The sequence below is a fragment of the Vibrio sp. MED222 genome, from assembly GCF_000153005.1.
GTDB lineage: Bacteria > Pseudomonadota > Gammaproteobacteria > Enterobacterales > Vibrionaceae > Vibrio > Vibrio tasmaniensis_A.
Window position 1 is genome coordinate 104,246 of the sequence record NZ_CH902606.1, and the last position, 14,152, is coordinate 118,397.

Annotated in this window: 14 protein-coding genes and 1 riboswitch; of the genes, 12 read left to right on the top strand and 2 right to left on the bottom strand. The window is 44.7% G+C overall.

Features of this window, described 5'->3' with window-relative positions; all coding sequences use genetic code 11:
• The first annotated feature begins 160 nt into the window (after positions 1-160).
• On the top strand, positions 161-931 hold the full coding sequence (locus tag MED222_RS20715; RefSeq protein WP_009844825.1) for a hypothetical protein: 771 nt from the start codon (positions 161-163) through the stop codon (positions 929-931).
• 152 nt (positions 932-1,083) lie between these two features.
• Positions 1,084-1,656, top strand: coding sequence for a hypothetical protein (locus MED222_RS20710; RefSeq protein WP_009844826.1), 573 nt, complete (start codon positions 1,084-1,086; stop codon positions 1,654-1,656).
• Positions 1,657-1,870: 214 nt separating this feature from the next.
• Here MED222_RS20710 and MED222_RS20705 read toward each other — a convergent pair whose 3' ends face one another.
• Positions 1,871-2,545 carry a glutathione S-transferase family protein gene (locus MED222_RS20705; RefSeq protein ID WP_009844827.1) on the bottom strand — a complete coding sequence of 225 codons (675 nt, stop codon included), beginning with the start codon at positions 2,543-2,545 and terminating at the stop codon, positions 1,871-1,873.
• 506 nt (positions 2,546-3,051) lie between these two features.
• Between MED222_RS20705 and MED222_RS20700 the strand changes: the two genes are divergently transcribed.
• The 10 genes from MED222_RS20700 (at position 3,052) to thiM (ending at position 11,866) form a co-directional block, all read left to right on the top strand.
• Positions 3,052-4,149, top strand: coding sequence for a YdcF family protein (locus tag MED222_RS20700; RefSeq protein ID WP_009844828.1), 1,098 nt, complete (start codon positions 3,052-3,054; stop codon positions 4,147-4,149).
• 107 nt (positions 4,150-4,256) lie between these two features.
• Positions 4,257-4,508: a DUF2999 family protein gene (locus MED222_RS20695; protein WP_009844829.1), complete on the top strand. Its 252-nt coding sequence runs from the start codon at positions 4,257-4,259 to the stop codon at positions 4,506-4,508.
• 244 nt (positions 4,509-4,752) lie between these two features.
• Positions 4,753-5,481, top strand: coding sequence for a helix-turn-helix domain-containing protein (locus MED222_RS20690; protein WP_009844830.1), 729 nt, complete (start codon positions 4,753-4,755; stop codon positions 5,479-5,481).
• Positions 5,482-5,566: 85 nt separating this feature from the next.
• Positions 5,567-6,484 (top strand): DMT family transporter, encoded by a 918-nt coding sequence (locus MED222_RS20685; RefSeq protein WP_009844831.1) that lies wholly within the window; start codon positions 5,567-5,569, stop codon positions 6,482-6,484.
• Between the two features lie 98 nt (positions 6,485-6,582).
• A riboswitch (TPP riboswitch) is annotated at positions 6,583-6,694 on the top strand.
• Between the two features lie 96 nt (positions 6,695-6,790).
• Positions 6,791-7,699 (top strand): bifunctional hydroxymethylpyrimidine kinase/phosphomethylpyrimidine kinase, encoded by a 909-nt coding sequence (thiD, locus tag MED222_RS20680; protein ID WP_009844832.1) that lies wholly within the window; start codon positions 6,791-6,793, stop codon positions 7,697-7,699.
• On the top strand, positions 7,689-8,447 hold the full coding sequence (locus MED222_RS20675; protein ID WP_009844833.1) for an ABC transporter ATP-binding protein: 759 nt from the start codon (positions 7,689-7,691) through the stop codon (positions 8,445-8,447). Before thiD ends, MED222_RS20675 begins: the two co-directional genes overlap by 11 nt.
• Positions 8,440-9,255 (top strand): ABC transporter permease, encoded by an 816-nt coding sequence (locus MED222_RS20670; protein WP_009844834.1) that lies wholly within the window; start codon positions 8,440-8,442, stop codon positions 9,253-9,255. The genes MED222_RS20675 and MED222_RS20670 overlap by 8 nt, the downstream gene beginning before the upstream one ends.
• Before the next feature lie 120 nt (positions 9,256-9,375).
• Positions 9,376-10,332 (top strand): ABC transporter substrate-binding protein, encoded by a 957-nt coding sequence (locus MED222_RS20665; protein ID WP_009844835.1) that lies wholly within the window; start codon positions 9,376-9,378, stop codon positions 10,330-10,332.
• A gap of 8 nt (positions 10,333-10,340) precedes the next feature.
• A complete protein-coding gene (tenA, locus tag MED222_RS20660; protein WP_009844836.1) occupies positions 10,341-11,009 on the top strand; it encodes a thiaminase II in 669 nt (222 codons plus the stop codon).
• A 71-nt stretch (positions 11,010-11,080) separates the two neighbouring features.
• Positions 11,081-11,866 (top strand): hydroxyethylthiazole kinase, encoded by a 786-nt coding sequence (thiM, locus tag MED222_RS20655; protein ID WP_009844837.1) that lies wholly within the window; start codon positions 11,081-11,083, stop codon positions 11,864-11,866.
• A gap of 153 nt (positions 11,867-12,019) precedes the next feature.
• Here the strand turns inward: thiM and MED222_RS20650 are convergent, their stop codons facing one another.
• Positions 12,020-13,963 (bottom strand): methyl-accepting chemotaxis protein, encoded by a 1,944-nt coding sequence (locus tag MED222_RS20650; RefSeq protein WP_009844838.1) that lies wholly within the window; start codon positions 13,961-13,963, stop codon positions 12,020-12,022.
• Positions 13,964-14,152 lie beyond the last annotated feature (189 nt).

Below are 14,152 nucleotides of genomic sequence, written 5' to 3' on the forward strand. Positions count from 1 at the left end.
GCTATCATGTGCAGGTACAGAACTGAAGAACTTAAATCATTGTTATTTATATTAAAAAATATGTATCGTTTACGTCATTAAGATACTAGACAGAATAATTCTATATTTAAGTACAGAATTATTCTGTCTAATATAGCTTTTAGCACTCAGGAGGTATTCATTGAAAAAATGTCAGCTGTGCCTTTGTAAGTCTGAGTTATGTAATTCACATGCAATACCTGATTCAGTATTTAGATCTTTATTTAAACAAGGGAATGGTCAGGCTATCGAACTTTCTTCTGGTGAGTTAATCCCCAATAGAAAGTCCCAGGACAGTTGGGCTACTGACCAGTTGTGTAGTGGATGTGAGGTAAAGTTAAACATTACCTATGATCAATATGGTTTGAACTTATTAAGAGGAAAGGTTGGAAAAGTTATTCGACATGAGGACGGCGTCCATTTTTCCGATATCGACTCTCTAAGATTTAAAAGCTTCGTGTTGTCTATCTTCTGGCGGGGTGCTGTTTCAGAGCATGAAAACTATAAAACAATTCAAGTTGCCCCACGTTTTTTAGAGCTAATTCGATCTAGTTTGGTTAGGCAGGATAATGTTTCAAAGAATTCATGTACTGTCATTGTGCAGAGATTGATTGATACAACAGATGGGGGGGTTGACGAAAGTCATCTCAGAAATTTTGTTGTTTCACCATTCCCTAGGAAATATGAAGTTAGAGGGCAATTTTACAGCTCCATCAGCATGATACTTTTAGGGTTTTACTTTGAGATTTTTTATAGTCATATACGTTTTTCTGAAAAAGTATCTAAGTTTGCTTTGGGTAGTCGCTCGACAACCTATATCGCGCCATATATTGAGGTCACTGAAATACCCGAGGTTTTTGATTTAATGGTTAACAGTCTTAGAAAAGAGCATAAAGGTTTAAGCAATTTGTGACTAAAAAAGAGTTCAACAAACTGTTCAAGAGGGATTCGCAACGCGTGGCATTTTCACTATGCGTTGTTTTTAGTGGTTAAGGTGGTATGCGGCGGCTTCGGTATTGCGTTGCTCACCCCTTAACAGGAAGTTAGCATTTCCTTGGTGGAATAATGGAAAATTATAAATATATAGTAGATGCTTTAAGCTCTACGGCAGCTTTTGTCGCAATACTGACTGTATTGATTAGTTGGTATAAAAATGCACAGCCTGCATTGAGAATTGAGCGTGTAGTCGTTCATAAAAGACAATCACATAGTGACTATATTATTGTTGTACGAAATCGAAAATCTTATCCAGTAACCATCAGCTCAATATCATGTTATAAAAAGTTATCGTACATGGTAGAAAAAGAGAATGGTCAACCACCTGAATACCGGGAAGCATTATCGGAATCTGATCGAGTATTCTCGAAAAATGAAGTGTGGGAGTTTGCTGCTAACGGGCATACTGACATTTGGATTAAAGGTGGTGTTATTACCGAGGATATATCCAAACTTTTGTTTTCCGCTCAAACTTCTCATGGATATCACAGGCAAGTATGCAAAGATATTTTGACTGTGAACATGACAGGAAAAACCAAAGTAATGGGTATGGAGGTCATGTTCAATACTGAGTCGAAACTAAAAGCAAAGGTAAAGTATGCATGGCTTAGTTTATGTAACATGTGTGCGCGGGAAAGATAACAAGAGACTATGGTTTCAAGATACTTTTTCATACCTGATCTTGATGCAACTAAGTCATTTCAGCCAAGAAGCTTTTGTCCAGAAATGTGTTTTGGATAAGTGGATTATAAAATTGTGACGTTTCAATAGATTTGAACATAAAGAGCCGCTTTTTAGCGGCTCTTTATGTTTGAGTTCTAGCTATCACTCAGTAGAGCGTTAACTTTCCATTTTTCTACTTCGCATAATTCGAAGGAAAGAGTGCTCGTTTTGCCTCTTCATCACGTTCGGTTTTAAACTCAATGCCGTTACCAATCTTGCGGGCACGTAGTGCCGCTGGGCGAGTGTTGATTACGTTAAACCAGCGCTTCAAGTTCGGGTAAGGTTCTAAGCCTTCTTCACCAAGCACGACTGGTGCTTTATCAATCCAACCCCATGCAGCGACATCGACAATGGTGTACTCATTTCCGACGATAAATTCACGACCTTCCATATGCTTTTCTAACACTTCGTAATGACGTTGTGCTTCACGTAGGTAACGGTTCACAGCGTAGTCTAGGCCTGCTGGCGCTGCATGACGGAAGTGTACAGACTGCCCAGAGTATGGACCAAGTCCGCTGGCGATAAACATCATCCAAGAGAGCAGTTCGGCTCTGTCTTCTGGTTGTCCACCAAGCTTGCCTGTTTTCTCTGATAGGTACAAAAGGATAGCGTTTGAATCGAACACGCGTTGCCCATCGTCTTCAATGGCTGGTGTTTTACCGTTCGGGTTAATCAAACGATATTCCGGAGTGTGCTGCTCACCCTTTAAGGTATCAACAGGAACGAGTTCAAAATCTAGGCCTGTCTCTTCTAGAAACAGAGCGATCTTCATTGGGTTGGGTGTTTGGTGAAAATAAAACTTAAGCATGGGGTAACTCCTTGTATTGGTAATTCATTAAAGCACCACTTGAACGGTCGTTCAATAGTTGATTTCAAATTGTTTGAAAATACGTCGATTCGTATTTAGAAGCCATACGTTTAGAACTTCGTTATCAGGGGGGAGAATTAGCATCGAACAATTCAGTGTGCTGGATTTTAAGTTGCTGAAAAAAGGAGCTTAAATCAGCTTAAAGCAGCTTTTTGATTCGTCGTTTTATGTGGAGTTTGGCTTTGTTATGGGTGGTTTCTGCGGAATAGGGCGTATGTAATCCTCAGTTAGATATTCCAAAATTACCGATGAATTTCCCTTTAAACCAAAATTATCTCGATACACAGGCTTATTGGTAAGTTCAAAATCGTGATCTGTTGCCACACCTTATGCAACAAATGAATATTAACCTCGGAGATTCTGGTGTGGTTCACAGTTTTTTAATCTTAGGGACTTACATTGGTGAGCAAATCTGATGTGAACACTTAACGACACAGGATCTTTCCATGAAAAAGAACATTATCGCCCTCGCTCTTGGTGGCATGCTCGCTTTTGGCGCAACACCTTATTCTTTTGCTGCTAACGATGGCGCAGTACAAGCCTCTGCCGATTACGCGCAGTTGGTGACTAAGCGACAAGTTGTCGACCAATTACTTCTTGATGCGTTGCAGGCGTTTAAGTCTCCGGCAAGAATTTCTCACGCGGGCTTCACGGCAAAAATGCCAAGCAACATGGAAATTGTGACTAACCGATTGTTAGAAGCGTACCAGCTAGAACCTTACCGTACTGACTTGTTGATCTCGGCAGCGAACGCTCAGATCTACAACAAGAACGCAGAGCGCGCTATTGAGTTGTTTGAACAAGCACTGACGGTTGCGCCAGACGATGTCGACCTTCATGCGTATCTAGCGGTTTGGCAGCGATTTGAAGGCAATGACAGTGAATCGAATAAGCATATGGAGAAGCTGGAAAGCCTGAATAAAGGCAAAGCAGAAGACATCAAACGTATCTTTGCTACAGTCGACCGCGTGTTAGAAACACCGCTTAAAGAGTCTGCAGATAAGGGACTGTTGAGCGACCACGGTGCCATCGTTACTTTGGGCTATGCGCTTAACCCTGATGGTTCTATGCATGAAATCTTGATTGAACGTCTTGAAACGACATTAGCAATGTCGAAAGCTAACCCAGACGCGATGATCGTGTTAACCGGCGGCGTGCCTAAGAACCATAAGACAGAAGGCAAGTTAATGGCGGATTGGCTTATCTCAAAAGGGGTAAGCAAAGACCGCATCATTGAAGAGAACTACGCGACCAGCACGGTAGGCAATGCCTTGTTCAGTAGCTATGCGCTTGCTCGTCATGATATTAAACATGCGACCATTATTAGCTCGGCAAGCCATGTTCGTCGTGGTCAAACTCTGTTTGAAATTGCTAGCTGGCAAACTGGCCCTCAGGGCATCACCTTTGATACGGTTTCTTACCCAGATAAGCCGTTAGAAGATCTTAAGAAAGCGAGCAGCGGTGAGCTGCTAGGTATTTACCGTGACGCTCTTAGAACTTATGGCATGTGGAGTTACCGCTCTTACCCATTAGAGTCTCGCTAGGCTTAGGGTTATTTCACAGTAGGCAAAGTATAAGTTGCTAGTACAATCGAGCACAGCTAGATGGTATGCTGTGCTCCTACTTAATTTAGTGTTTCAAAGGCAAAAAAATGAACCCGATTTTAGCAATGTTGAAAGAGAACAATATTAGCGACGAGCAGATCAGCGAGATTTTCAAAACGTTGACCGAGAACCCTCTTGCAGCAATGGCGACAATCAGCCAACTTGGTTTACCACAAGATAAGCTTCAAATGCTGATGGGTCAGGTAATGCAAAACCCTGCGCTAATCAAAGAAGCAGTTGAAGAGCTTGGCCTAGATTTTTCTAAGGTTGAAGCCGCTAAAGAGCAACTTCAAAAATAATAGAGTGTGAATGAGCGATTTTGTTAGCGAGTGATAGCCGATTCGGTTAACTGTTCTTGAGATCGCGAATTAGACTCCAATAAAAAGTCGTTTGAGCATTGTGATTGATGCTTGAGCGGCTTTTTTGATCGCCATTAGAATGGGTTAGGGTACTAACAAATGCCAACCCGATGTGACTCACTTGTTCAAATCATGTACTTTCGTATTTTAACTCGTTCTAAACCGATCTACTCCGGCGTTGCTCATGAAATCTAGCTTAAGCATTCGATCTTACACCAAGCAATTTAATACCCATGCTCATGATGACCATCATCAATTGGTATTGCCGATCCAAGGCAGTATCAATATCGAGATGGTGGGGTATGTCGGCAAAGTGGCCGTGGGCGAATGTGTGGTAATTCCGGTAACCACTGCGCATGCGTTTAAAGCGGATGAAGCCGCACGGTTTATTGTCGCAGACATGGTGGAGTTGCCGCAGCATTTGTTAGAGCATGAGCTCTCGGTTTTCACGATAACACCACCTTTAATGAGCTTCTTGCTGTTTGTTGAAAAGCAGCTGGAATATCAGGTCGATAGTGGTATTGAGTCATCAGTTTTGGATGTGTTTTCATTGCTGTTAGAGCAACAACAAGTCAGCAAGAGCATCGACCCAAGAATCCGTGCGGTACAAAGGCTGATAGCGGATAATTACGCCCAACCTCTCTCTATTCCACAACTTGCAGAAACGGCTTGTTTGAGTCCCACCCAATTCAAAAAACGCTTCAAAGAGTGCTTGGATATCAGTGCGCTTAAATACATCACTCGCTATCGTATGGAGAAAGCTCAAGCCCTGTTAACTCATACCGATTTACCCGTTCAATTGATTGCTGAAAACGTGGGCTATAGTGATGTTTCTGCTTTCAGTCGTCGCTTCTCTCAGCACTTTGGAATGTCTCCAAGGGCGTTTTTGGGTTCGATGAAAGAGAGTCTTTAGAAACAATAATAGCGTCCTTTCAGCAAACTAAACCTTATCAATCTTCACTATTATCTATTTCAGAAATGAAAAATGGATAATAGAAATGAATCTTGCCATCAATCGCGTTAACGAATTCCAAACAGGCACTTTGGCCATCTTGTTTGCTTCTATTTTATGGGGCACGACAGGCACTGCCGCAAGTTTTGCACCTGATCTAAGCCCATTAGCGATTGGTGCTTTCTCTATGGGCGTCGGTGGTCTAATGCAAGCGGGCTTGGCGTATCGAAAAATCCTATTCGCTTTCGACAAACTTTTGCAGAACAAGAAGCTGTTGGCAGTGAGCGCTTTGGCTTTGGCGGTCTATCCTTTAGCTTTCTATTCCTCAATGAAATTATCAGGTGTGGCGATTGGCACCGTGGTTTCGATTGCTACCGCACCTTTCTTTTCCGCATTGCTAGAGTGTCTGATTAGCAAAAAGAACAATATCAACCTACGTTGGCTTACAAGCTTTGCGATTGGTGTGGTAGGTATTGGGCTGTTGGTGTTTTCAGAAGCTTCATCGGCGAATGAATCCGGTGAGGATCTAAAGCTATTGGGCATTGGCTTAGGTCTGGTCGCTGGTTTGTGTTACGCCATTTATTCTTGGGCGACAAAAGCACTGATCGATAAAGGGATTAAGTCACAAGCGGCGATGGGCAGTATTTTTGGCCTCGGTGCGATGTTGTTGCTGCCAACGCTCTGGTTTACTGGTGATAACCTGTTTTCCTCGGAGATTAACGTATTAGTCATCAGTTATCTTACGTTAATTCCACAATGCTTGGGCTATATCGCGTTCAGTTTTGGTTTACGCCACGTGACTGCGAGCAGTGCCAATCTACTGACCTTGTTTGAACCCGTAGTTGCAGCGGTGCTTGCCGTCTGTGTTGTCGGTGAGCTGATTCCTTTTACAGGCTGGTTAGGTATGTCTCTGATTGTGTTGTGCTTGTTTATACAGTCGAAGCCATCTAAAGGAACGTTATAAGTATTTGTTTTGTTTTGCCTAATTGAAATTTTTTCATGTGTAATTCTTATAATTGAATAAAATCAGTATCTCAGTTGTGAGAGTGCTGTTACTATCGCTATCAATAGTCGGGGGGCACACACCTTATTTGGTGTTTGCTGAGATCGTTAATCGAGACCCGTTGAACCTGATTCAGTTAACACTGGCGTAGGGAACTATAAGCACTCGATCTACGTCTGCACCCATGAAAGCTTTCATGAGCCTAATGCGACTTCTCCTTCGATCAGTGTTCGTTCTCCTACGTCTTGTAAGATAGTAGGAGCGACAATGACACACAGTTCTATTTCAAAAGATTTAACGCCAAAAGCCTCAACTCCAAAATCCTCAACACAGCAGCACTCTGCTGAAGGCACGATTCGCACGAGTACTCCGATTGTTTTAACCATCGCGGGTTCTGACAGTGGCGGCGGTGCCGGTATCCAAGCTGATATTAAAGCCATGTCTGCTACCGGTAGTTTTGCTTGTTCTGTGATTACCGCTATCACTTCCCAGAACACTCAAGGCGTGTCAGCTATTTTTCCTATTCCACTTGATCATGTCGCTAGCCAGCTAGATGCGGTTTTCACTGATCTCAATATCGTGGCAGTGAAAGTCGGCATGTTGGCGGATTCGCAAATCATCAAAGTCGTTGCAGACAAAATCAAACAATACCAACCTAAACACTTAGTGATTGACCCTGTGATGGTCGCGACAAGTGGTGATCTGCTGTTAGAAAACTCGGCAATTACGACGCTAAAACAAGAGCTAATTCCATTGGCAGACATCATTACTCCTAACTTGCCAGAAGGCGCGGCGTTAACAGGCAAGCCAGTACCTGAAAGCGAAGCCGAAATGCAGGGCATGATTGAAGACTTACGCGCACTAGGTGCTAAGGCTGTCCTGCTAAAAGGCGGTCACTTAGAGAAGGATGAGAACAGTAACGACTTACTGATTCTGCCAACCACATCTGCTTTGATTAGCGCTAAACGTTTTCCTACCAAAAACACCCATGGCACGGGTTGTACGCTATCTTCTGCCATTGCTTCTTTCTTGGCTCAAGGCAACACGCTTTCAGAGGCTGTTGACCTAGGCAAACAATACATTTCGCGCGCAATTGCTCACGCTGATGAGTTGCAAGTTGGTCAAGGTCATGGCCCGGTAAATCACTTCTTCGCTGGACACGGTAATGTCCGTTAATACGGTTGGTGTTCAGCTCAGCAACGCCTCTTTACGTTATAACGACAGTGAGCACGCAACCTTATCTGGGTTGTCGCTTAGCTTAAACGCAGGTAAGTGGACGGTATTACTGGGTCGAAGTGGCTGCGGAAAAACCACGGTATTGCGTTATCTGGCTGGCTTGTTGGACGACAAGGTGGAGTGGCAGGGCACATTGGCAACGTCCGATGAACTGCCTTTAACGGATCGCATCGCTTACATGGCGCAGCAGGATTTATTACTGCCATGGCTATCGGTTATCGATAATGTTTGCCTGAGTCATCGCTTTCAAAATCCAGTTTCTGATAAAGCACAGCAAACCAATCAAGCACTAGAGTTGCTCGCTGCGGTTGGTTTGGCTGATCACGCGTCTACTATGCCGGATCAGTTGTCTGGTGGTATGCGCCAGCGTGTTGCTTTGGCTCGCACCTTAATGCAAGACAAACCTGTTGTGCTGATGGACGAACCTTTCTCTGCGCTGGATGCGGTAACAAGACATAAGTTACAGAGCTTAGCTTGTGAACTGTTAAGAGATAAAACCGTTGTGTTGATTACTCATGATCCACAAGAAGCGGTGCGTTTGGCGGATAACTTGTATGTGTTGCAAGGCACTCCGGCGAGTGCACAGTCACTGTCTGTGCCTAATACAGCGACACCAAGAGTGTTAGACGGTGAATGTGCTGAGTTACAACAAGCGATCTTAGATCAGTTGGAGCGTGATTATGAATGATCTAACGCGAAGCGAAGCTGTGGCGCGTTCAGCTAACGTACAGACTACCACAACACGCCCTCGTCAGATGAATCCCGTTATGCGTTTGCTGATCAGCAGTGCTGTGATTCTAGGTTTATGGCAAATGGTGGTGGTTATCTTCGAGATGCCTAGCTTCATTCTGCCAGCGCCTGCAGAAGTCTTCATCAAGCTAATTGAACGTTACGATGTGCTACTCAAACACACTTGGGTGACTGCGCAGGAGATCTTACTTGGCTTGCTACTCGGTTTATCCATGGGGCTGTTTTTTGCTCTGCAGATGCTGATGTTCGAACCACTGAAACGCTGGTTGTTGCCTATCTTAATTGCTAGCCAAGCAATCCCTGTGTTTGCGATCGCACCAGTGTTGATGTTGTGGCTGGGTTATGGCATCGCGTCAAAAGTGGTGATGGCGGCGATCATTATCTTTTTCCCCGTGACCACTTGTTGTTACGACGGCCTGCGTAATACACCGACAGGTTACCTTGATCTTGCCAAGACGATGGGTGCATCGAAATGGCAATTGCTCCGTTATATCCAACTGCCTGCTGCATTGCCAACACTGGCGTCTGGCATTCGTGTCGCTGTGGTGATTGCCCCAATTGGTGCGGTTGTCGGCGAGTGGGTGGGTTCGAGTGAAGGGCTGGGTTACCTAATGCTGCAAGCCAACGCACGCATGATTATCGATGAGATGTTTGCGGCCTTATTCATCTTGGCGGTGCTGTCTATCTCGCTCTACTTCATCACAGACAAATTACTCAAAAAAGCTATCCCTTGGGAGAACCAGTGATGGTTAGCTCAATAACTCTTTGTTTAATAAAGCTTCGCTCAAGGCTATTTATCTAAACAATACCTCGTTAAAAATTAGTTCTAGAAACACAATAATAATATTCAAAAGGAAAGGTTAACTATGAAAAATACCAAATTGGTAGGTGCAGTGGCACTGCTTGCTTCGCTAGTTTCAGGTCATGCATTGGCGGATTCTGAACAAAAGAAACTGACACTGATGTTGGATTGGTTTGTGAACCCGAACCACGGCCCAATTGTGATTGCTCAAGAGCGTGGCTACTTTGCTGACCAAGGCCTAGAGGTTGAAATCCAAGAACCAGCCGACCCAAGCACACCAGCAAAATTGGTTGCGGCAGGCAAGGTCGATTTAGCGGTAACTTACCAACCAAGTTTAACCATGGATGTAGCGGCAGGTTTGCCTCTCGTTCGTGCATCTACTCTTATCGCAACGCCACTGAATACGTTGATGGTTTTGGATAATGGCAAGAACGATTCGTTAGCGGATCTGAAAGGCAAAAAGATTGGTATTGCGATTGCGGGTAACGAAGAAGCGACCATCGGCACCATGCTAGCGCAAGAAAATGTTGCATTTACAGACGTGCAAACCATCAATGTCGGTTGGGCACTGTCATCTTCATTGGCATCAGGCAAGGTAGACGCAATCTGGGGTGGCTTACGTAACTTCGAAACTAACCAACTAGCTCTTGAAGGCTTTAAAGCGAAAGCGTTCTTCCCAGAAGAGCACGGCGTACCCGCTTACGACGAGCTTATCTTTGTTGCGAACGCAAAGCAGCACGACGACGAAGCCATCAAAGCGTTCAACAAAGCATTGGAACAAGCAACGACTTACATTGTGAACCACCCACAAGAGTCATGGAGTGAGTTTGTGGCGTTCTCACCAGATACGTTGAACAACGAACTTAACCAACGCGCATGGAACGACACGCTGACTCGTTTTGCACTTCGCCCTTCTGCTGTAGATATGAAGCGTTACGACGATTACGCACAGTTCATGTTCGACAAAGGCATCATCAAATCACTACCAAAAGCCGCTGATTACGTACCGACTTTTGACTAAGGAATCTCATGAAATACCAAGACTTAATCCAAGCCTGTCAGCAAGATTGGCAAGACTACACCGAGCATGATTTTGTTAAAACGCTAGCAAACGGCACACTTGCTCAGCCGTGTTTTCTGCATTACTTGAAGCAAGATTTTCTGTTCTTAAAACAGTATGCCCGCGCTTATGCGTTGGCGATTTACAAGGCAAAAACGTTGGCTGATATGCGTCGTGCACTGCCTAGTGTTCATGCTCTATTAGATTCTGAAATTTCACACCATGTGACTTACTGTGGTCAGTGGGGTTTAACCGAATCTGATTTAGAAAACGAACCTGAAGATTTCGGCACAGTCGCTTACACGCGCTACGTTCTAGATGCGGGTATGACGGGTGATCTTGTCGACTTATATGCGGCATTGGCTCCATGTTCAATTGGTTACGCTGTTATCGGTAAAGCGTTGTTAGAAAGCAGTGATACCGTATTAGAAGGCAACCCATATGCTAGCTGGCTACAACTTTACGGCGGAGAAGAGTTTCAGTCTGGTGTAGCAACGGGCGCGGAATACTTCAATCAACTGCTTGCTGAAATTGATATCAACAGCGAGCGCGGTCAAAACATCGTTCATATCTTCAAAACAGCAACACGTATGGAAGTGGCTTTTTGGCAGCAAGGCTTGAATGCACTTAATGACTAATCACGGCTAAACCTTGTCGCTAGCCAACCTGCAGCGGCTTAAAACCGACTTTCACGAATAAGGATTTATCCATGCTAACTGAACAAATCATCCAATCGCTGCGCGCAGTACGAGAGCAAAAACCGTTGGTTGTAAACATCACCAACTACGTCGTGATGAACAATACGGCCAATGCGTTATTGGCGATTGGCGCTTCACCTATCATGGCGCACTCAAAACAAGAACTGGCTGAGATGATGTCTTTCTCTGGCGCTTTGGTGATCAACATCGGCACGCTCGACAGCGTTTGGACGCCAAGAATGTGTTTTGCTGTAGAACAAGCCAACGCGAACAACAAGGTAGTGGTTCTTGACCCGGTGGGTTGTGGCGCAAGTACGCTGCGTACCGAGACTTCTCGTGAAATTGCACGTTTAGCGGATAAGTTAATCATTCGTGGTAATGCGTCTGAGATTATCGCGTTAGCGGGTGAGCAAGCACAGAGCAAAGGCGTTGATGCGCTAGATAGCAGTGATGCTGCATTAGGCGCAGCGCAATGCTTAGTCGCTGAATACGGTGCGAATGTGGTGATTTCTGGTGAGGCAGATTACGTTGTCACCAAAGACAGTGTTGTGACGTTAAACAACGGTCATCCAATGATGCCGTATGTAACCGGCATGGGTTGTACCTTAACGGCATTGACGGGCGCATTTGCTGCTGTTGGTGATGAAAGTGGTTTGGCTGCTGCGGCGGTATTGGGTGTGGTTGGCGAAATCGCGGCGGAAAACTCACGTGGCCCAGGTAGCTTGCAGATGAACTTACTCGATGAGCTGTATCAACTCGATGAAGAGACACTGATTCAACGTTTAAAGGTTCAGTAGGCTTAATCTAGTTCTAAACTCAAAACTGATCGTTCTAAGTTAATAGCTTTTAACTTAAAGCTCTTAACTAAAAGAAAGCCCCCGACACTTATGTGTCGGGGGCTTTTTATTCTTGGTTCGGAACCGTGTCAGCTGTGTTAAAGGCTGGTTTCGTTAGGTTCTAAATCGATTCACTTGGTTTTCTAAGTGATGAGCAACTTCGGTTAAGTCGCTCGCTGCGCCAGAAATACTGCTTACAGACTCTTGGTTGCTCTGCGCGATGGCATTGGCACCTTGCGCGTTTTCACCCAACGACTTGGTTAAGCAATCTTGCTCGTCGACAGATACTGCGATCTGGCTATTGGCTTGGTTCAGATCTTGAATGTGTTGGTTGATCACATGTAAGTTCTGAGAAGCTTGCTGTGCCTGAGTTGAAGCATCTGAAACCGTGCTGTGGCTCTCTTTGATCGACTCTAACGCATCTTTAGCGCCACGTTGCAGTGAGGTGATGAGTTCATCAATCTGGCTTGCAGAATCTTGGGTGCGCTTAGCGAGCGTTCTTACTTCATCGGCTACCACGGCAAATCCACGACCTTGTTCACCTGCGCGAGCGGCTTCGATAGCCGCATTCAATGCCAACAGGTTGGTTTGCTCAGAAACGCCTTTGATTACTTCAAGAATGGCGCCAATGTTCATCGACTCTTTGTGTAGGTCCGTCACTTTCTGGCTGCTGACCTGCATGCTTTCATCGGCGCTGCCAATTTCATGCAGTGTTTTGTCTACTTCTTTCAGGCCCATCGCCACATTCTCGGTTGCTTGGTTTGCAACTTGAGACGCGTGGTTAGCACTTGCAGCAATTTCTGATGTGCTCGAAGCCAATTGATCAACGGCAGAAGAGATATTGGTCATCTCATTGTTCAACTGTGTTGCGTTGGTCGAGCTGTTATTGGTCACTTGATTCAGCGACTCCGACATCTCACCAATACGTACACTAGAGCGGTTCACTTGACCAACAATATCGCGCAGAGATTCAATGGTGATCTCCATGTTGGTTAGCAGTTCACCGATCTCGTTCTTGCTTTCGATGTTCACTTCAACATTTAAGTTGCCTTGAGAAAGCTCATTGGTGATCTGTTTAACCTGTGCGATGCCTTTGGTAATAGAACGAGTCACCAACACAGCGCTCGTCATGCCAATCACCAAAGCCACACCCGTTAGCAAGAAGATGATTTGAACTGAACGTTTTTCACTGGCTTGCAGTTCTGGCGTTAATGCTTGTTTCTGTTGCTCTAGAATACGTTGAGCATCCGCGACCGCAATAGCCAAGCTGTCACCAATCGAGGCAAGAGTCGCAGTTCTTTGCGTGTTCTCAATCATCTGCTGATGAACTTGTTCAAAGCCTTTTGCATACGCTTCGCGCTGGTTAGAGAAGTCTTCGATCAGCTCACTTTGATAAGGGGATGATTTAAGAGACTCAATGTCGCCTTCAATACCCGGCAACGCGTATTCAAAGATATCTTTACCCGCTTCATAGGTTTTTAGGTCGTTGTTGTTTGAGTAACTCAGTACAGTGATCTTGGCTGCGAGGAAGTTCTCCATCAACATACCCGCGTATAAGCTCGCGTTTGGATCATTGTTGTTGTACGACTCATACAACAAGCTTTGCGCGGCTTTGAGGGCGTTGGTTTCTCGTTTGACCATCTCGACATTCACCAATTGGTCGATGAGCAGCTGGCTCTGTTTCATTGATCCATAAGCCGTGTCAAATGCCGCCACGCTGTCTTGCACTAATTGCAGGCTAGCTAGGCTATCGGTTTTGGTGGTGGTTTGGATTAAGTTGTTGAGCAGTTCATCAATCGCGAGTTTGCTTGATTGATAATTCGTTTCGTATTGCTCATCCAATGACTCTAAGTAACGTTCAGAGGCTAAGCGCATCTGCAGAAAATGCACTTGAATGTTGCCTGACAGTGTCGCTTTCTGGCTAAGTACACTGTATTGGCTAAAGCCGTTCGACAAGGTTTGGATACCTTTGTAACTCACAAAGCCTGAAATGACGAAAAAGAGCAAGCAGATGGCATAACCTAGCTTGATCTTAAATGCTATAGAAAGGTGGCGCATAACTATCCCTATATTTACCTGATTCCTTCACTGCGAAGTATTCCATAAAACAGTGTTCTGGGCAGGCTTAAGTGAATAGTTTGTGTAATAAGTAACGCTTTCGTTAAAAAATCCGGTTTTTTAGTATCGTTTCAATGGGTTGCATATTTGTTGAAGCATGCTTAATTGAGCTAATTGTTTATTAACTTC